We start from the raw sequence: 19,027 nt of genomic DNA on the forward strand, positions 1-19,027 counted from the left end.
CGACAGAACGAAAGGGAAGGCGGAACCCGACCGACCGCCCGAAACGGTCAGACGACCGCGCCGGAGTCCTCGGGCGTCCGCTCGACCTTCTCCTTCTTCACCCGGCTCATCGGCCACTTCTCGTGGAAGTAGGTGAGGAGCGGGGTGGCGACCACGACCGAGGAGAAGGTGCCCACCACGAGGCCGACGAGCAGCGCGATCGCGAAGTCCTGCAGCGAGTCGCCGCCGAGGAAGACGAGCGCGGCCAGGATGAACATCGAGCCGAGGCCGGTGTTGACCGTGCGGGGGATGGTCTCGACGGCCGCGCGGTTGGAGACGTCGGTGAAGTCCTCCTCGGGCTTGGAGCCCCACCAGCGTTCGCGGATGCGGTCGAAGACGACGACGGTGTCGTTGACCGACAGACCCACGATCGTCATCGCCGCCGCCAGGAAGATGCCGTCGATCGGCTTCTGCAGCCACGCGAACAGGCCCACCACGAGGATCACGTCGTGCAGCATCGCCAGCACCGCGGCGACACCGAAGGTCCACTTGAACCGGATGGCGAGGTAGAGCAGCTGGGCCAGGAAGGCGACACCGAAGGCGATGAGCGCGTTGTTGCGCAGCTGGTCACCGAGCGAGGCACCGATGGTCTGGTCGTCGATCTTCTCGACGGTGCCACCGACCGCGGACAGCTCGTCCTCGATCCGCTGCTCCTCGGTGTTGGAGATCTCGCCTGTGCGGACGGTGAAGTCGGCAGTGTCGGCGGTCTGCACGACGGCCTCCGGGAAGCCGGCGTCGGCGACGGCCTGGCGCGCCTGGTCGACCGAGATCTCGTCGCTGACCGAGTAGTCGAGCTGGCGACCGCCGGTGAACTCGACGCCGAGCTGGAGGCCCTGGGTGACGATGCCCGCGATGGCGACCACGAGCGCTGCGGCGGAGATGCCGAGCCACGTCCTCCGGCGCTTCATCAGCTGCGGGTCCTTGCGGTCCAGCCAGAGGCGCACCTGGCCGTGGTGGCTGAGGCCGCTGATCGCGGGACGGTGCTCGACCGGCTTGCTCGACACGGCGAGGTCGCACAGGACGCGGGCGACGATCAGCGCCGAGATCATCGAGGCGATGACACCGATGGACAGCGTGACACCGAAGCCCTTGATCGGGCCGGACCCGAGGAAGAACAGCAGGCCGGCGGCAAGCAGGGTGGTGACGTTGGAGTCGATGATCGCGCTCCACGCCTTGTTGAAGCCGACGGCCAGGGCGCGCCTCAGCCCCGCCGAGGGGTAGGCGACGTACTCCTCCCTGGCTCTCTCGAAGACGAGGACGTTTGCGTCGATCGCCATGCCGATCGCGAGCACGAACCCCGCGAGTCCGGGCAGGGTCAGCGTCGAGCCGAGCCCGACGAGCATGGCGTAGGCGAGCAGGGCGTACGACGCCAGCGCGAGCGTCGCGGCGAAGCCGACGAGGCGGTAGACGAAGATGATGAACAGGCCGGTGAGGGCGATGCCGATGATGCCGGCCTCGATGGACGCGTCGATGGCCGCGGCACCGAGCGAGGGGCCGACGAGGCGGTCGGAGATCGCCGTCAGCTCGAGCGGCAGCGCGCCGCCCTCGATGAGCGCGGCGAGGTCCTTGGCCTCGGTCGAGGTGAAGTTGCCGGTGATGTCGGTGGAGCCGCCGCGGATGCCGACGTCGCAGCCGACGTCGGTGTTGACCTCGGGCGAGGAGATGACCTCGCCGTCGAGGACGATCGCGATGCGGCGCTTGGGGTCGCCCGACGGGTTGCAGGCTGCCTTGCCGGTGATGTCGGCCCAGGTGCTGCCGCCCTTGCCGTTGAAGTCGATCGCCACGACCCACTCGACGCTCTGGTCGCGCTGCACGGCGCTCGCGCCGCTGATCTCCTCGCCCTGGATGACAGTGGGCCCCACCTCGATGGTGTCGCCCTGGTCGGACGGCAGGACCTGGTTGTCCTTCTTGGCGGGCTTGGCGTCCGGCTCGGCGGTGCCGATCACCTCGTGGATGGTCAGCTTGGCGGTGCTGCCGATGCGCTCCTCGGCCTCCTGGGCCTCGTCGTCGTTGGTGACGCCGGGCAGCTCGACGAGGATGCGGTTCTCACCCTGCCGGGCCAGCGTCGACTCGGCGACACCGAGGGCGTCGACGCGACCGCGGAGCACCTCGAGGGTCTTGTCGACGTTCTCCGCGTTGGCGGGGACCTGCTCGGTGCCCTCGGCCTCGAAGATGAACTGCGCGCCGCCGCGGAGGTCGAGGCCCAGGTTGGGCTTGACGTTGACGGCGAGCGCCACGCATCCGACCAGGAGGCCGACGACGAGGATGAAGCGGACCCAGACACCACGTGACATGCGCGACATCCTCCCTGACAAGACTTCGAACGCCCGAATCCGGGCCCGGACGGGTCAACGGGCGGACCCGGAGGAAGGTTCCGGGTCGTCCCGTGACACAAAACGCGGGCGACTGTACGCCGTCGTGGGTATCGACAGGGCGGCAGCCCGCGGTGTTGTGTGGATCACACTCGCGATCCCCCCTCGCGGGACAACACTCCGGGAGCACACATGTCACCACGCATTCCACTTCCACGCGCCGGCGCCACCAGGCTGGCCACTGTCACCGCCCTCGTCGCCGCAGGACTCGCCGCCACCGCGGCGGGCGCCACGGGCAGCGCCGGGCGCGACGACGCACCACGCGAGCTGGCGCGCACCGCTGCCAGCGACGCGACCCAGATCGTCATGGTCAAGGCACCGACGGTCGACGACCGCAACGAGGTCATCGCCCTCGGCCTCGACGTCACCGAGCACGCCGACCAGCGCGGCATCGAGGTGGTCCTGCACGACGCCCAGGACGCCCAGACCCTGCGCGACGCGGGCTTCACCTGGCGAGTCACCGTCAAGGACCTCGAGGCGCTCACCAAGAAGAACCGCAAGGCCGACAAGGTGTACGCCGCCTCGGTGGCCGCGTCGGGGCTGCCCAGCGGCCGCACGTCCTACCGCACCTATGCCGACTACCTCAGCGACATGGACACGCTGGCGCAGGACTACCCGTCCCTCACCCGCCCGCTGACGTTGCCCAACAAGACCGTCCTCGGTGAGGACATCCGCGGCATCGAGGTCAGCGTCGACGCCGACAACGTCAAGGACGGCAAGCCGACCTTCCTGCTCATGGGTGCTCACCACGCCCGCGAGTGGCCCAGCGCCGAGCACACCATGGAGTTCGCCTTCGACCTGCTCCAGTCCTACCGGGACGGCGACGCGCGGGCGCGTGACCTCCTGTCGCGCTCCCGGGTCATCCTGGTGCCGGTCGTCAACGTCGACGGCTTCAAGGTCTCCCGGACCGCCGCACCCATTGGTGACTTCTCGCTCTTCGACTACGAGATGAAGCGCAAGAACTGCCGGATCTCGGCCTCCACCCCGGCCCAGTACACGACCGGGTCGTGCGACAACAACCCCGCCGGACGCCTCCGCGGCACCGACCTCAACCGCAACTACCCCGGCTTCTGGGGCGGCGGCGGCGCCAGCCCCGTCTGGTCCAACGACACCTTCCGCGGCGACGGCCCGGGCAGCGAGCCCGAGAGCGACGCGGTCCGCAAGCTCATCTCCGAGCGCGCGGTCACGATGATGATCTCCAACCACACCTACAGCAACCTCGTCCTGCGTCCCCCGGCCATCGCGTCCACGGGACTGGCGATCGACGAGCCGGAGCTGAAGGCCCTCGGCGACGCGATGGCGTCGAAGAACGACTACGTCAGCCAGGCGTCCTACCAGCTCTACGACACGTCTGGCTCGACCGAGGACTGGAGCTACTGGATCACCGGCGGCTTCGGCTACACCTTCGAGATCGGTGACGAGGGCTTCCACCCGGCCTACGAGGAGGCGGTGGTCGGTGAGTACCTCGGCCTGGCACCCGCCGACGGCGCCGGGCTCGGCGGCAACCGGGAGGCGTACTGGCTCGCGACCCAGGCGGCCGCCGACCGGGACCTGCACTCAGTCATCAGCGGCACGGCACCGGCCAAGCACACGATCAGCGTCTCGAAGACCGTGACCTCGGAGACCTCGCCGGTCATCCAGCTTGACGGCACGACGGGTGACCCGCTCCTCTACACCGACAACCTGCGCACCGACTACATGTCGGAGGGAGGCCGGTTCGACTTCGACGTCAACCCCTCGACCCGTCCGCTCGTGATGGGACGATCCGGTCGTGAGGCCCTGGCGCCGCCGCAGGGACCGATCACCCTGACGAACCCCGCCGGCGTGCCGCCGGTCGGGGGCACCGAGTCCACCACCTTCACGGTGCAGGGTCTGCCGACCGTCGACAACGGTTGGATGGAGGTGTCCCTCGGCTGGCCGGCCACCGCCGACCCGGAGGCGGAGGACTGGGACTTCACGCTGTACGGGCCCGACGGTGCGGCCGTCGGGTCGGGCGCCACGCTCGCCAACCCGGAGCTGATCACGATCCCCGACCCGCAGCCGGGGACGTACACCCTCGTGGCCGACAACTACGCCGGCGGCTCGGCGACGTACGACTGGTCCGGCACGGTGACCTTCAGGAACCCGAACCCGCCCAGCCCGACCGGCACCAAGGAGGCCTGGCTGCTGAGCTGCACAGACAAGCGCGGCAACGTGCTGGCCACCCGCCAGGTGGTCGTCGACCGCGGCGAGACGATCGACGTCGGCAACGCCTGCAAGAGGGTCAAGGACTGAGCATCGACCCGTCTCAGGGATCCCCGGTCAGCCGGGGATCCCTGAGCTTGTCGGCCCGTGCACGGCCTGACAACGTCAGCGATCCCCGGTCAGCCGGGGATCGCTGACGCGCAGTGTCAGCGGGCGTACGCCTCGAGCTCGCCGGCCAGGTCGGCGTTGGCGCGACCGACCACGAGGGTGCCGTCGCCGGTGTGCTCCATGGAGCCGATCTCGGCCTCCTGGTGGATCCGGTTGACCAGGTCGCCGCGCTCGTAGGGCAGCAGCACGTCGAACTCCACCTGCGGGCGGGGCAGCTCGGACTCGATGGTCCGCAGCGCGTCCTCGATCCCGTCGCCGGTCCTGGCGCTCACCACCACGCTGTGCGGCTCGCGCGACCTGAGCCGGCCGATCACCAGCGGGTCGGCGGCGTCGGCCTTGTTGATCACGATGATCTCGGGGACCTTGGTCGCGCCGATCTCGGCGAGCACCTCGCGCACTGCTGCGATCTGGCCCTCCGGGTCGGGGTGCGACCCGTCGACGACGTGGAGCAGCAGGTCGGCGTCGGCGACCTCCTCCAGCGTCGAGCGGAACGCCTCGACCAGGTCGTGCGGCAGGTGGCGGACGAAGCCGACGGTGTCGGACATCGTGTAGACGCGGCCGTCACTGGTCGTCGTACGACGCGTGGTGGGGTCGAGGGTCGCGAAGAGCGCGTCCTCCACCAGGACTCCCGCGTCGGTGAGCCGGTTGAGCAGCGAGGACTTGCCGGCGTTGGTGTAGCCGGCGATCGCGACGCTGGGGATGTGGTTGCGGCGGCGCGACTGGCGCTTGACCTCGCGGGTGCCGCGCATCTCCTTGAGCTCGCGGCGGAGCTTGGCGATCTTGGTGTTGATGCGCCGGCGGTCGGTCTCGATCTTGGTCTCACCTGGACCGCGGCCACCGATGCCCTCACCGCCGGCGGCGCGGCCACCAGCCTGGCGGGAGAGGTTCCCACCCCAACCGCGCAGGCGCTGCTTCATGTACTGCAGCTGGGCCAGCTCGACCTGCGCCTGGCCCTCCTTGGACTTCGCGTGCTGGGCGAAGATGTCGAGGATCAGGGCCGTGCGGTCGACGACCTTGACCTTGATCTTGTCCTCGAGGTTGCGCAGCTGGCTCGGCGCCAGCTCGCCGTCGCAGATCACCGTGTCGGCGCCGGTCGCCTGGACGATCTCGCGGATCGCCTCGACCTTGCCGCGACCGATGAAGGTCGCCGGGTCGGGCGACTGGCGCCGCTGGAAGACGGCCTCCAGCACCTCGGAGCCGGCGGTCTCGGCGAGGAGCGCGAGCTCGGCCATCGAGTTCTCGGCGTCGGTCACGGTGCCACCGGTCCACACGCCGACGAGGACGACCTTCTCCAGGCGGAGCTGGCGGTACTCGACCTCGGTGATGTCCTCGAGCTCGGTGCGCAGGCTCGCGACGCGTCGCAGGGCGTGCCGCTCGGCCAGCTCCTGGGCGCCGACCGTGAGCTCCTCGGGGTCGGCGTCGTCGTAGTCGCCGTCGGCGTAGCCGGACTCGCCGAGCTCGTCGAAGGGGGCGTCCATGAGCAGCTCGTCGTCGAGCTCGATCGTGTCGTCGTCCCAGGCACGGGTGGCGTCGAGGGCGTCGCGGAGGTTGAAGTCAGGTGCGTTCGTCATATGCCGTCAAGGGTAGGTCGCCCGGGCTCACCTGCGCGAACGGTTTCGCGCAGGGCTGACAGACACGGGCCCGGCTCAGGCGCGGTGCCGCCCGGCCGTGACCGCGGTCTCTCCGACGAGCGAGCCCTCGTCCACGAACTCGTCGCACGCCGCCCGTACGTCGTGCGGCGTGTGGCCGGGACCGACCACCACGACGCGTACGCCGGCTGCGTGCAGGCGGTGCAGCAGCGGGAGCATCGAGGTCATGTCGCCGGCCAGGACCACCTCGTCGACGGCGGCCTCCCGGGCGATGTCGACGGCGTCGATGGCCAGCGCCACGCGCGCCTGCTCGTCGTCCTCGGCGAGCTGGTGGAAGGAGTGCAGCCCCTGCCGGCGCAGGTGCTCGACCCACGACCCGAGGTCGGAGGACGTCCAGTCGGCGTAGGCGCGGCACACCGTGACCGAGCCGCGTGCGGGCAGGTGCTCGAGCAGCCCGGCGGCCGCATCCGCGGAGATGCGTCGGGCGTCGATCAGCACGGCGAGGCGCCGCGCGTGGTCCGGCTCGGCTCCTGCGGGTCGGCGCGGAAGGGCGCGAACGGCGGCGGGGCCGCTCGGTGCGGCGGGGACGACAACGACCGGCGGCTCGGCGTGGGTGGTCGTGCCGCTGGCCTCGGTCGCGACAGGCGGCACCGGCTCGGCGCGCTGTGCGCCGCCGCGGCGTACGCCCATCCACCGTCGTACGAGCGACGCCAGCTCGTTGTCGTCGCTGTCAGCCGCCGTGCGCGGCTCCACCACGTTGGTCATCTTCGCCCCCCACAGGCTGTGACGCATGCTTCCCTGCAGCACCCTCCACCCTTTCGGGCGGTCCGTGGCCGGTTCGCCCGAATCGCGGACGTCGGTCTGGACCAGTGGCTGGTCGGGGTTGCGGCCCGGGCTCGCTACTTGGGTGGCATCCGGATGCCGCCGTCGACGCGGATCGTCTCGCCGTTCATGTAGGAGTTGGTCAGGCACTCGACCACCATGCTGGCGAGCTCCTCGGCGTGACCGAGGCGCTTGGGGAAGAGGACGTTCTGGCCGAGGTTGGCCTTGAACTCGTCGGGGTTGGGGAACGCGTCGTAGATCGGGGTGTCGATCAGGCCGGGCGCCACGGTGTTGAGCCGGATGCCGGCCGCGGACAGGTCACGCGCCACGGGCAGGGTCATGCCGACGACGCCGCCCTTGGAGGCGGAGTAGGACGCCTGGCCGATCTGGCCGTCGAAGGCGGCGACTGAGGCGAGGTTGACGATCGCCCCACGCTGGCCGTCGGCGTCGGGCTCGTTGCGGCTCATCACGGTCGCGGCTTGGCGCGTCATGTCGAAGGTGCCGATGAGGTTGATCTCGACGACCTTGCGGAAGGCGTCGAGGTCGTGGGCCTGCTCCAGCAGCCCGTCGCGGCCGATGGTGCGCTGCGCCCAGCCGATGCCGGCCGAGTTCACGCACGCACGCAGCGGGGCGATCTCGGCGGCTGCCTCGACGGCGGCGGCGACCTGGTCGGTCCTCGTCACGTCGACGGAGGCGAAGACCCCGCCGATCTCGGCGGCCAGCGCCTCGCCCTTCTCGGCGTTGAGGTCGGCGACGATGACCACCGCACCCTTCGCAGCGAGGGCGCGGGCGACGGCGGCACCGATGCCGCTCGCGCCGCCGGTGACGATGGCGGTGGATCCGGTGATGTCCATGGAGCGGATCTTAAAACCCGGTCTCGATACAGTCGGTCGCGGCCTCGTGCCTCAGCCGCGCGGCCACTCGACCTGGTCGAGCCCACCCGTCGCCCTCGTCCCTCGGGCGACGCTGCTCGCCTTACAGGTCGGTGACGCCCTCGGCGACGAGCACGGCGGGGCCGGTCATTAGCACCCGGTCGTCCTCTGTCCACACCACGTGCAGCGTCCCGCCAGGGACGTCCACGCGGTACGTCGTGCCGCGGGGCGCGTCGTCGGCCAGCGCCGTGGCGACCGCCACCGCGCACGCGCCGGTGCCGCACGAGCGGGTCTCCCCCGACCCGCGCTCGTGGACGCGCATCGCGACGTGGCGATCCCCGCGGCGCACCACGAACTCGACGTTGACGCCCTCGGGGTAGATCGCGTCGTCGTGCTCCGGCGGTTCGAGCAGCGGGCCCGGCTCGGCCAGGTTGTCGACGTACGCCACGGCGTGCGGGTTGCCCATCGAGACGTGGAGCGCGGGCCACGACCGTCCCATCACCGACACCTCCGTCTCGCCGAGCACCTCGGGGCGACCCATGTCGGCGGTGTACTCGTCGCCGGCCCGGTCGAGGACCTTCACGCCGGCGCGCGTGAGGATGCGCATCGGGAAGTCCTCGCCCTCGCGCTCGTGGAGGTAGCGCGCGAAGACGCGGATGCCGTTGCCGCACATCTCGCTCACCGACCCGTCGGCGTTGCGGTAGTCCATGAACCACCCGTCGGCTTCACGGACCGCCCGCAGCACTCCGTCCCCGCCGATGCCGGAGCGCCGGTCGCACAGCGCCCGCACCCGCTCCGCGGACAGGTCGCCGTGGACGGTGCCGTCGGCGTCAGGCAGCACGACGAAGTCGTTCTCCGTGCCGTGGCCCTTGAGGAAGGGGTAGCTCACGCGGAGAGTGTCGCACCCCGACGAGCCGCTACCGGGCGTCGACCACCTTCGCCGAGCCCTTGCCGCGACGGCTGGGCTCGGCCACCGCGGTCATCCGCTTGCGCGGACCGAGCTCGATCGCCGTCGCCGCACCGATCTCGGCGGCGCTGGTGAACGCGTCGCCCGCCGGGACCAGGGTGTGGCCGAGGGCGGTCAGCGCCGGTCCGTAGGTGGCGATGAACTCGGGCTCGGCGGTCACGTTGGCGCTGTTGCGCTGGGTGGCGCGCGGCGCCGCGATGGCCTCCTCGATCGTCATGCCGAGGTCGATGCGGTTGACCAGCATCTGCAGCACGGTGGTGATGATCGTCGAGCCGCCGGGCGAGCCGAGCGCCAGGAACGGCTTGCCGTCCTTGAGCACGATCGTCGGCGACATCGAGCTGCGCGGCCGCTTGCCCGGCTGGATGCGGTTGGGGTCGGTGGCGGCGTACACCGTCGAGAAGTCGGTGAGCTCGTTGTTGAGCAGGAACCCGTGACCCGGGACGACCATGCCCGAGCCGCCGGTCTGCTCGATGGTGAGGGTGTACTCGACGACGTTGCCCCACTGGTCGGCGACGGTGAGGTTGGTGGTCGAGATGTTCTCGGTGTCGGCGTCGGTCGTGCCCTTCGCCGACGGCGCGGCGGCGCACACGCCGTCGTACGACGACACGTCCCCGGCCGGGACCGGCTTGGTCGCCGCCTTCGCCGGGTTGAGCAAGCAGGCCCGCTCGGCGGCGAACCGGTCGTCGAGGAGCCGCTTGGTCGGGACGTCGACGAAGGCCGGGTCGCCGAGGTACTTGCCGCGGTCGGCGTAGGCCAGGGCGCTGGCCTCGAGGTAGTGGTGGAGCGCCTGCTCGGGCGTCATCGCCGAGAGGTCGTAGCGCTCGAGGATGTTGAGCGCCTCCCCGACGGTCGTGCCGCCCGACGACGACGGCGCCATGCCGTAGACGTCGTGACCGCGGTACGTCGTCCTTGCGGCGCGCTGCGAGCGGACCTTGTAGTCGCGCAGGTCGCGGGCGGTGAGCCAGCCGGCCGGCACGGGGAGGTCGGAGTTCTTGGTCGTGCGCGGCTTGCGCACCACCTCCGACATCAGCCGCGCGAGCTTGCCGCGGTAGAACGCCTTCGTGCCGCGCTGGGCGATCATGTCGTAGGTGTCGGCGAGGGCGGGGTTGCGGAAGATCGAGCCGACCTTCGGTGCGTCGCCCTTGGGCAGGAAGAGCTTCTTGGAGTCCTTGAACGCCGCGAAGCGGACCTCGTTGTCGAGGGTCTGCTGGCGGAACGTCTCGTCGACCTTGAACCCGCGACGCGCGACCTTGGTGGCCGGCGCAAGGGCGTCTGCGAGCGAGAGCGTGCCCCAGTTGCCGAGCGCCTTGTCCCAGGTGGCGAGGGTGCCGGGCGTGCCCACGCTCGCACCGCTCGTGACCAGGTCGGGCGTGAAGGTGTAGGGCTTGCCCGTCGCGGGGTCGATGAAGGCGTCCTGCGGCATCTTCATCGGCGCGGTCTCGCGGCCGTCGAGGGTGCGTACCTTGCCGGACTTGGCGTTGTAGAAGACGAAGTAGCCGCCACCGCCGATGCCCGCGCTGTAGGGCTCGGTGACGCCGAGCGTCGCCGCTGCCGCCACCGCGGCGTCGACGGCGTTGCCGCCTGCCTTCAGCACCTTGAGCCCGGCCGCGCTCGCCTCGGGGTCGACCGTGCTGATCGCGCCGCCCTTGCCGACCGCGGTCGGGTCCTTGACGGTCGGGCGGTCAGAGGTGGTCGACGGCGCGGCTGGCACAGCCTGCGCTGCCGGCTGGGCGGGCACGGGGGTGGCGACGAGGGCTGCGGCGACGGCCAGTCCGCTGGCGGCCGAGACGCCGGCGGTGACGCGGCGGGCGAGGTGGGGCATGGGGGTCCTCCCGAGAGTCGGTGGTCCCACCCTGCCCCCGGCCCTGCGGGTTGTCCAACACCCCCGGGGGTGCGTCGGTCAGCGGACGACCGAGTAGCGCCCGCACATGAAGTCACGGTTGCGGGCGACCTCCTCGAGGCGCAGCTCGACGTGGCGCGGCAGCACGGGAGCGCCGCTGCCGACGGTCACCGGGGCGTACTGGATCCACACCTCGTCGAGCAGGCCCGCGTCGTGGAACTGTCCGACCAGCTCGCCGCCGCCGATCACCCACAGGTCCTTGCCGTCGGCGGCGTCGGTCATCTCGGCGTGGATGCGTTGGACGTCGTCGCGGTCGAACCGCACGCTCGGCGGCGCCTCCGGGAAGCTGCGGTGGGTCAGCACCCACGTCGGCAGCGGGCCCCACGGGTCGTCGTCGTGGTCGAGGATCCACTGCCACGTGCTGGCGCCCATCACGCAGGCACCGAGCCGCTCGCGGAACGCGGGGTAGCCCATCGGGCCCTGCTGGTCGATGTCGCGCGAGGTGAGCCAGTCGAGCGAGTGGTCGTCGGTCGCGATGAAGCCGTCGAGCGTGCAGCCGGTGTAGTAGATCGTCGCCATCGGACCACCATGGCACCACCCACCGACACCGCGCTCGACACGCCGCGCTCGCCCGGACGCCCCTACCGGACGAGCGCGTCGAGCGCGGGCTGCGCCGCCTCGACCGGGAGGTGGCCGAGGGTGATCAGCTGGGCCATCCCGTGCACCGTCGACCACAGCGCGGCCGAGAGGGCCATCGGGTCGCGGCCCTCGTAGCCGGGCTCCTGCACCAGCTCGCCGACCAGGGACCCGAGCAGCTCTTCGTTGCGGGTGATCAACGGAGCCATCTCTGCGCTGGGCGCGCCGGCGGCGCAGTAGTCGGGGTCGAAGACGAGGGCGAAGGCCTGGGGGTGGGCGGCGGCGTAGCTGACGTAGGCCAGCCCGAGCGCGCGCACCTTCTCGACCGTTCCCTCGGCCGCGGCGACCGCCTCCTCCTGCGCGGCCAGCAGCGCCGCCATGCCGCGTACGCCGAGCGCGCTGAGCAGCGCGGCCCGGTCGCCGAAGTGGTGGTAGGGCGCGTTGTGGCTGACGCCGGCCCGGCGCGCGACCTCGCGCAGGCTGATCTTCGCCGCGGACGTGGTCTCGAGCAGGTCGAGCGCGGCGTCCTCGAGCGCGGCCTGGAGATTGCCGTGGTGATAGCCGCTCGCAGATCTTGACATGAGCAACATCCTACCCCAATGTGGACGTTGTCCAGATTCTTGTCACTGTCCAGATTGGAGCCCGCCATGGGCAACATCCTCGTCATCGACGGCCACCCCGACCCCACCTCGCTCACCGCGCACCTCGCCACGTCGTACGCCGCCGGGGCCGGCGCGTCCGCCACGTCGCTCGTGCTGCGCGACCTCGACTTCGACCTGAGCCTCCGCACCGGCTACCGCACCCCGCAGGTGCTCGAGCCCGACCTCGCCCGGGCCCAGGCCCTGCTCGAGTGGGCCGACCACGTCGCCGTCTTCACCCCGCTCTGGTGGGGCTCGGTGCCCGCCCTCCTCAAGGGCTTCTTCGACCGCACGCTCGAGCGCGGCTGGGCCTTCCGCTACCAGGACAACGGCATGCCCGAGGGTCTCCTCGCCGGACGCACCGGGCGGCTCGCGGTCACCTCCGACTCGCCGCGGTGGTACCTCCCGCTCGTCGGCGACAGCACCGTCAAGCAGGTCCGCGGCCGCACGATGGAGTTCTGCGGCATCAAGCCCACCAGGGTGACGCGGTACGCCGACGTCCGCGGCCGTACGGAGGAGCAGCTCGCCACCTGGGTCCGGGAGGCGGCCGACCTCGGGGCCGGCGACGCTGCCCGCCCGGGCATCCCCGGCCGACCGGGCCACCCCGACGTCGTACGACCGGAGCCGGCAGCGGCCTGAGTCAGCCGCCGAGCCGCTCGACCGCCCCGACCGCCTTCTCCACGCGGTCGGGGTCGTCGTGCGCGACCCACACGATGCGCGGGTCCTTGCGGAACCACGAGTCCTGGCGGCGCGCGAAGCGGCGCGTGGCCACGGTCGTCTGCTCGATCGCCTCGGCGAGGGTGCGGTCGCCGGCGAGGTAGCCCATCACCTCCCGGTAGCCGATGGCACGCGAAGCGGTGCGCGCGTCGGCGAGGCCGCGGGCGAGCAGCGCCTCGACCTCCTCGACGAACCCGCCCGCGAACATCTCCTCGACCCGGCGGGCGATCCGCGCGTCGAGCGTCGGCCGGTCGATGTCGACACCGACCTGCACGGTCAGCGGGTCGACGTACTCGAGCCGCGGGAGGCTCGCGCTGTACGGCCTCCCGGTGAGCGCGACGACCTCCAGCGCGCGGACGACGCGGCGCCCGTTGTCGGGCAGGATCTGCGCGGCCGCCTCGGGGTCGACCCCCGCCAGCCGCTGGTGCAGCGCGTGGCTGCCGAGCCGCTCGAGCTCGACCTCGAGCTCGCGGCGCAGCGAGTCGTCGGTGCCCGGGAACTCGAAGCGGTCGACGATCGCGCGGGTGTAGAGCGCCGAGCCGCCGACCAGCACGGGCGTGGCGTCGCGATCGCGGATGTCGGCAATCGCGGCGCGCGCCCAGCCCTGGAAGAGCGCGACGGTCGCCGGGGCGGTGACCTCGTGGAGGTCGAGCAGGTGGTGGGGGATCCCGCGGCGCTCGGACTCCGGCAGCTTGGCCGTGCCGACGTCCATCCCGCGGTAGACCTGCATCGCGTCGGTGTTGACGACCTCTCCCCCGAGCCGCTCGGCGAGGTCGAGGCTCAGGCCCGTCTTGCCCGACGCCGTGGCACCGACGAGGGCGACGACCGGACGAGGCATGCCCCGATTGTCGCAGCGTGGCTAGTCTCGGCAGCGCCGGTGTCCTCATCCGCCAGGGTGGGCCGGAGATGTCCCGAGGAGGACCCATGAGTTTCCTGGACAAGGCGAAGGCCGCCGTCACCGACGCCGTCGACCAGCACGGCGACAAGATCGCGCAGGGCATCGACAAGGCCGGCAGCGTCGTCAACGAGAAGACCGGCGGCAAGCACGCCGACAAGATCGACCAGGCCACCGGCAAGGCGCGCGACGCCCTCGACTCCCTCGACGGCAGGAACGACGACATCCCGCCCGGCACCGCCCGCTGACCGACCCCTACGGTGGCCGCGTGACCGACCGCTTCGCCCTCGTCCCGGCGTCCTACGTCTACCTGCTGCGCGACGGGTCCGGCGGCACGGAGGTGCTCCTCCAGCAACGGGGGCCGGTCCCCTACATGGCCGGCCACTGGGCGGCCGCAGCCGCCGGGCACGTCGAGCCCGGCGAGACGGCGTACGACGCCGCGCGTCGTGAGGCCCTCGAGGAGCTCGGCATCACCGACCTCGACCTCGACTTCGTGCTCACGATGCAGCGCAGCCAGTTCGGTCCGGCCGTCGAGGAGCGGGTCGACTGGTTCTTCACCTCGCGCTCGTGGACCGGCGAGCCACGGATCGTCGAGCCCGAGAAGGCGGCGTCGCTGGGGTGGTTCGCGCTGGACGCCCTCCCCGAACCGATGGTGCCGCACGAGGCGCACGCCCTCGCGCACCTCTTCTCCGGGGTCGGCTACCTCACCTTCGGGTGGGACGCTCCCCCGAGCGGGGGTGGCCCGAGCGCGACGGCCGCGACAGGATCGACCGAGACCAAGGGAGGGAATCGATGACGAACGAAGAGCTGAGCCCGATGCCCGAGCCGTACACCGAGGAGCCGCAACTGGTGCCCGGCGGTGTCGACGCGCTGGAGGAGGACCCCGCCGACAACGGCCTCGCGCGCGACCTGAACCCCAACGACAACCCCGCCGTCGACGACGTCCTGCCCGACGAGATCGCCGAGCCGGACGAGAAGTCCCAGGCGCCCGACGGCGAGGCGGAGGACAAGGAGTCCGACACCCAGCGCGCCTCCGACTACAGCCAGACCGCCGGCCAGGAGGCCGAGGACGGCTCGCCCGAGCCTCCCGCCTGACCAGGTCGTCGCGACGTCCTCCGGTCGCCGCAGTTTGTCGGTTTCCCCGCTCGTGCGGGGACTTCGACACCAGTGCGGCGATGGCGGTGCGGCACGTGCATCACGATCACCGCACTCTCGCTGTCCACAGGGTGGCGCTCGGCGGTGGCGGTGGCCGCCCGGGCCGGCGGACCATGACGCATGGACACTTCCGGGTACGTCGACCTGCTGGCGTTGCAGTCCGGTGTGGTTTCCCGGCGCCAGCTCGGCGAGGTCGGCGTCGCGCCGCACGACCTGCAGCGCATGCTTCGACGACGGGACCTCACCCGCGTCCACGACGGGGTCTTCGTCGACCACACCGGGCGACTGACCTGGCTGCAACGGGCCTGGGTCGGCGTCCAGGTCGCGTGGCCGGCGGCCCTGTCGCACGACAGCGCCCTCCGGGCGGCCGACGGACCCGGCCGACAGGGGCGGGACGAGACGGTCATCCACGTCGCGGTGGACAGGGATCGAGCCGTGCGCATGCCATCGGGGTACGTCCTGCACCGGGTCGCCGGCTTCGAGGCGAAGGTCCAGTGGAACTCGACCCCGCCCCGGATCCGTGTCGAGGAGGCACTGCTCGATGTCGCGGCCCACGCCCGTGACGACCTCGCGGCTGTCGCCGTGCTGGCCGACGCCGTGCAAGCCCGGCGCACCGTCCCCGCCCGGGTCCGGAAGGCGCTCGATCGGCGCGCGAGGATCCCGCGGCGCGACTTCCTCCACGGCGTCCTCACGGACGTACAGAACGGGACATGCTCGGTCCTCGAGCACGGATACCTGACCCGGGTCGAGGAGCCGCACGGGCTACCGACCGGGCGCCGACAGCTGCGTGACTCCACGCACGGCCCGGTCCTGCGCGACGTCGTCTACGTGCCGTACGACCAGGTCGTCGAGCTGGACGGACGGCAGTACCACGACAGCGCTGCACAACGGGATGCCGACCTCGACCGCGACCTCGACGCGGCTACCTCGGGCCTGTCCACCGTCCGGCTCGGCTGGGGGCAGGTCTACGGCCGACCGTGCGACACCGCCGTACGCGTCGGACGACTGCTCAACCTGCGGGGGTGGGCCGGCGAGGTCACCGCCTGTCCGAGGTGCCCCGACCGCTGGCGCCTGACGGGCTAACCGGTCAGTGCGGTGATCATGGTGCGTCTGGCGCACCACCGTCACCGCGTTGTCGGGGCGATCCCCGGATATCCGGGGATCGCGTCGACCGGAGGCCGCACCCAGCGCCGAGACCGCAGACGTCAGCCGCAGGCGTTGGCCACGGGCGGAAGGGGTGCGGGCACGCCGACCGAGGGCATGCCGAGGCCAACGGAGGACGCGGCCGGCGGGGCGGACGTACGCCGCTCCCAGGCGTCGCCGGCGCGCGTGCGGCGGAGCGACCGGATGGCACCGTCGGCGACGAGGTGGTGCGGGGCGGCGTACGTGATGTCCACGGTCACCATGTCCCCCGGGCGCACGGAGTCGGCGTCGACGCGGGAGAAGTCGGTGGCGAAGTGCACCAGCCGGTTGTCGCGGGCGCGACCGGAGAGGCGGTGCGTGGCCGCGTCCTTGCGGCCCTCGCCCTCGGCGACCATCAGCTCGACGGTGCGGCCGACGAGCGCCTTGTTCTCTGCCCACGAGATCTCGTCGAGGACCTCGACGAGGCGCAGGTAGCGGTCCTTGACGACCTCAGGCGGGACCTGGTCCTCGAGGACGGCCGCCGGGGTGCCGGGACGCTTGGAGTACTGGAAGGTGAAGGCGCTGGAGAAGCGGGCTGCCCGCGCGACGTCGAGGGTGTCCTGGAAGTCGTCCTCGGTCTCGCCGGGGAAGCCCACGATGATGTCGGTGGTGATCGCGGCGTCAGGAATCGCGGCCCGCACCCGCTCGATGATCCCGAGGTACTTCGACTGGCGGTACGAGCGGCGCATCGCCCGCAGGACCGCGTCCGACCCCGACTGCAGCGGCATGTGGAGCGACGGCATCACGTTGGGCGTCTCGGCCATCGCCTCGATGACGTCGTCGGTGAACTCGGCCGGGTGCGGGGAGGTGAACCGCACCCGCTCCAGCCCCTCGATCGAACCGCACGCGCGCAACAGCTTGGAGAAGGCCTGGCGGTCGCCGAACTCGACGCCGTAGGCGTTGACGTTCTGCCCCAGCAGGGTGATCTCGGTGACGCCCTCGGCGACGAGCGCCTCGACCTCGGCGAGGATCTCGCCGGGCCTGCGGTCCTTCTCCTTGCCGCGCAGCGACGGCACGATGCAGAACGTGCAGGTGTTGTTGCACCCGACCGAGATGGACACCCAGGCGGCGTACGCCGACTCGCGCTTGGTGGGCAGCGTCGAGGGAAAGACCGACAGCGACTCGAGGATCTCGACCTGCGCCTCCTCGGCGACCCGGGCCCGCTCGAGCAGCACCGGCAGCGAGCCGATGTTGTGGGTGCCGAAGACGACGTCGACGTAGGGGGCCCTGGTGGTGATCGTCGAGCGGTCCTTCTGCGCGAGGCAGCCACCGACGGCGATCTGCATCCCCGGGTTGGCGGCCTTGATCGGGGCCAGGTGCGACAGGTTCCCGTAGAGCTTGTTGTCGGCGTTCTCCCGCACTGCGCAGGTGTTGAAGACGACGACGTCGGCCTGCTCGTCCGACCCGGCACGGACGTAGCCCGCGTCCTCCAGCAGGCCGCTGAGCCGCTCGGAGTCGTGGACGTTCATCTGGCACCCGTGGGTCTTGACCTCGTAGGTGCGTGCGGGGGTCTCTGCGACGGTGCTCATCTCGAGGTCAAGGGTACGGCGGGCGGCGGAGGCCCGGGAATCGCGAGGCCGCGCTAGTCCACTCCGCGTCCGGCCGGGGTGATACCGGCCGGTGACTGGCGGGCCACCGCGGGCAGGGCCACACTGGTGGATCATCCACAACTGGGTAACAACGAGACCACGCTCGCCCTCTGCCGCCACCGTCTCGGGAGGTCCCATGCAGTCGTCGTCCGTTTCCACATCGCTGCCCACGCGGCGCAATCGTCACTGGGCCGGGTCCGCCTGCGGCGTTGTTACCGTGCTGTTGATCGCAGGGTCCCTCCAGCTGCTCGTGACCAGCCCACCCGCCTCGGCCGACCAGCGCCGGCGCCACGACGTACGCGTCACCGTCGACGTGCTGCCGCCCATCGCGCAGCCCGGCACGGAGCCCGCGGACCCGGTCCGCGGCTCGGCCCTGGTCGCGCAGTTCGCTCCTACGTCGCCGGGCAGCGACGTCGTGTTCGAGCGGTCGGTGCGCGGAGGCGGCTGGCGCGTGGTCGGCCGCGCGGTCCAGGACAGCGCCGGCACCGCGACGCTCGCCGTCCGCCGGGGCATCTACCGCGTACGCACCGTGGCCGGCGGGCTCACCTGGTCGTCGCGGCCCGTGCGGGCGCGCCGATGGGCACCGGACTTCGAGGACACCTTCTCCGGCAGCCGGCTCGACACGTCGGTGTGGAACGACCAGGAGCGCGAGCCCGAGGCGGTCCTCGCGCCGCGCACGTGCGCTCTCGTCGACCCGGGTGCGCGATCGGTCGGCGGCGGGGTCCTCCACCTGGGCGTGGCACCAGACCCCGCGCGTGCGGGCCAGCCCTGCGACTACGACTGGAGGGGGAGCGCCGGCCGCAGCCAGTACCTGCTCACGACCCAGGTCGCCACCGAGCACACGTACCTCACCCAGTACGGCATCGTCGCCGCCCGGATCAAGCCGCAGCGCGCGGACGGCATGCACTCGGCGTTCTGGATGCTCCCCCAGGACAGCCGGTTCTACGACGACGACCCCGCCAGGGGGGCCGAGATCGACGTGATGGAGTTCTGGGGCGACACGGGCCGCGGCGCGGAGACCATCGGCTCGTTCGTCACCTGGCACGGACCGGGCTGGTCGTCCCTGAGCCTCGGCGGGAAGTTCCCCGACGCCCGGCGCGCCCTGGGCGACGACCGGGAGTGGTGGCAGGAGTTCCACGTGTTCTCGGTCGAGTGGACCCCGGAGGAGTACGTCTTCCGCGTCGACGGTCGCGAGTACTACCGCGAGAGCCAGGCGGTGTCCCACGTGCCGGGGTACCTCGTGCTGTCGATGCTGGCCGCGGACTACGAGCTCGGCGACCTCGGTGCGGGCGACCTCGACGACACCGCCGAGGTGGACTGGGTCCAGGTCTATGACGGGGCCTCGCGCTAGGTCGGACGCGG

Annotated in this window: 17 protein-coding genes; 7 read left to right on the forward strand and 10 right to left on the reverse strand. The window is 71.5% G+C overall.

Annotated features, from left to right (window positions below; all coding sequences use genetic code 11):
- Positions 1–47: 47 nt before the first annotated feature.
- The gene (gene secD / locus ACFQW6_RS09570) at positions 48–2,333 is read right to left on the reverse strand and encodes a protein translocase subunit SecD (protein ID WP_378543767.1); all 2,286 of its coding nucleotides are present in this window, start codon (positions 2,331–2,333) and stop codon (positions 48–50) included.
- 210 nt (positions 2,334–2,543) lie between these two features.
- Between secD and ACFQW6_RS09575 the strand changes: the two genes are divergently transcribed.
- A complete protein-coding gene (locus ACFQW6_RS09575) occupies positions 2,544–4,685 on the forward strand; it encodes a M14 family zinc carboxypeptidase (protein WP_378543770.1) in 2,142 nt (713 codons plus the stop codon).
- A 116-nt stretch (positions 4,686–4,801) separates the two neighbouring features.
- Here the strand turns inward: ACFQW6_RS09575 and hflX are convergent, their stop codons facing one another.
- From hflX to ACFQW6_RS09610, 7 genes are all read right to left on the reverse strand, one after another.
- Positions 4,802–6,334 (reverse strand): GTPase HflX, encoded by a 1,533-nt coding sequence (gene hflX, locus ACFQW6_RS09580; protein ID WP_378543773.1) that lies wholly within the window; start codon positions 6,332–6,334, stop codon positions 4,802–4,804.
- A 75-nt stretch (positions 6,335–6,409) separates the two neighbouring features.
- Positions 6,410–7,117 carry an NYN domain-containing protein gene (locus ACFQW6_RS09585; protein ID WP_378543776.1) on the reverse strand — a complete coding sequence of 236 codons (708 nt, stop codon included), beginning with the start codon at positions 7,115–7,117 and terminating at the stop codon, positions 6,410–6,412.
- Positions 7,118–7,251: 134 nt separating this feature from the next.
- Positions 7,252–8,028 (reverse strand): SDR family oxidoreductase, encoded by a 777-nt coding sequence (locus ACFQW6_RS09590; protein WP_378543779.1) that lies wholly within the window; start codon positions 8,026–8,028, stop codon positions 7,252–7,254.
- Between the two features lie 121 nt (positions 8,029–8,149).
- On the reverse strand, positions 8,150–8,935 hold the full coding sequence (gene dapF / locus ACFQW6_RS09595) for a diaminopimelate epimerase (RefSeq protein WP_378543782.1): 786 nt from the start codon (positions 8,933–8,935) through the stop codon (positions 8,150–8,152).
- 28 nt (positions 8,936–8,963) lie between these two features.
- Positions 8,964–10,835: a gamma-glutamyltransferase gene (gene ggt, locus ACFQW6_RS09600; protein WP_378543785.1), complete on the reverse strand. Its 1,872-nt coding sequence runs from the start codon at positions 10,833–10,835 to the stop codon at positions 8,964–8,966.
- A 78-nt stretch (positions 10,836–10,913) separates the two neighbouring features.
- A complete protein-coding gene (locus ACFQW6_RS09605; protein WP_378543788.1) occupies positions 10,914–11,432 on the reverse strand; it encodes a dihydrofolate reductase family protein in 519 nt (172 codons plus the stop codon).
- A 62-nt stretch (positions 11,433–11,494) separates the two neighbouring features.
- Positions 11,495–12,070: a TetR/AcrR family transcriptional regulator gene (locus ACFQW6_RS09610; RefSeq protein WP_378543792.1), complete on the reverse strand. Its 576-nt coding sequence runs from the start codon at positions 12,068–12,070 to the stop codon at positions 11,495–11,497.
- Between the two features lie 66 nt (positions 12,071–12,136).
- On the opposite strand from ACFQW6_RS09610, the gene ACFQW6_RS09615 reads away from it, so the two are divergent.
- Entirely contained in the window at positions 12,137–12,766 is a 630-nt protein-coding gene (locus ACFQW6_RS09615) for an NAD(P)H-dependent oxidoreductase (protein WP_378543795.1), read from the forward strand.
- 1 nt (position 12,767) lies between these two features.
- Here the strand turns inward: ACFQW6_RS09615 and miaA are convergent, their stop codons facing one another.
- Entirely contained in the window at positions 12,768–13,682 is a 915-nt protein-coding gene (miaA, locus tag ACFQW6_RS09620; RefSeq protein WP_378543798.1) for a tRNA (adenosine(37)-N6)-dimethylallyltransferase MiaA, read from the reverse strand.
- 86 nt (positions 13,683–13,768) lie between these two features.
- Between miaA and ACFQW6_RS09625 the strand changes: the two genes are divergently transcribed.
- The 4 genes from ACFQW6_RS09625 (at position 13,769) to ACFQW6_RS09640 (ending at position 15,977) form a co-directional block, all read left to right on the forward strand.
- Positions 13,769–13,987: an antitoxin gene (locus ACFQW6_RS09625; RefSeq protein WP_378543801.1), complete on the forward strand. Its 219-nt coding sequence runs from the start codon at positions 13,769–13,771 to the stop codon at positions 13,985–13,987.
- Positions 13,988–14,007: 20 nt separating this feature from the next.
- Entirely contained in the window at positions 14,008–14,535 is a 528-nt protein-coding gene (locus tag ACFQW6_RS09630) for an NUDIX domain-containing protein (RefSeq protein ID WP_378543804.1), read from the forward strand.
- A complete protein-coding gene (locus ACFQW6_RS09635) occupies positions 14,532–14,834 on the forward strand; it encodes a hypothetical protein (RefSeq protein WP_378543807.1) in 303 nt (100 codons plus the stop codon). Before ACFQW6_RS09630 ends, ACFQW6_RS09635 begins: the two co-directional genes overlap by 4 nt.
- A gap of 180 nt (positions 14,835–15,014) precedes the next feature.
- Complete coding sequence (locus ACFQW6_RS09640; protein WP_378543810.1) at positions 15,015–15,977, forward strand: type IV toxin-antitoxin system AbiEi family antitoxin domain-containing protein; 963 nt, start codon at positions 15,015–15,017, stop codon at positions 15,975–15,977.
- 122 nt (positions 15,978–16,099) lie between these two features.
- Here the strand turns inward: ACFQW6_RS09640 and miaB are convergent, their stop codons facing one another.
- A complete protein-coding gene (gene miaB / locus ACFQW6_RS09645) occupies positions 16,100–17,605 on the reverse strand; it encodes a tRNA (N6-isopentenyl adenosine(37)-C2)-methylthiotransferase MiaB (protein ID WP_378543813.1) in 1,506 nt (501 codons plus the stop codon).
- Between the two features lie 283 nt (positions 17,606–17,888).
- On the opposite strand from miaB, the gene ACFQW6_RS09650 reads away from it, so the two are divergent.
- Positions 17,889–19,016: a family 16 glycosylhydrolase gene (locus ACFQW6_RS09650; RefSeq protein WP_378543816.1), complete on the forward strand. Its 1,128-nt coding sequence runs from the start codon at positions 17,889–17,891 to the stop codon at positions 19,014–19,016.
- Positions 19,017–19,027 lie beyond the last annotated feature (11 nt).

The organism is Nocardioides sp. GCM10028917 (assembly GCF_042666175.1).
Taxonomy (GTDB): Bacteria; Actinomycetota; Actinomycetes; order Propionibacteriales; family Nocardioidaceae; genus Nocardioides.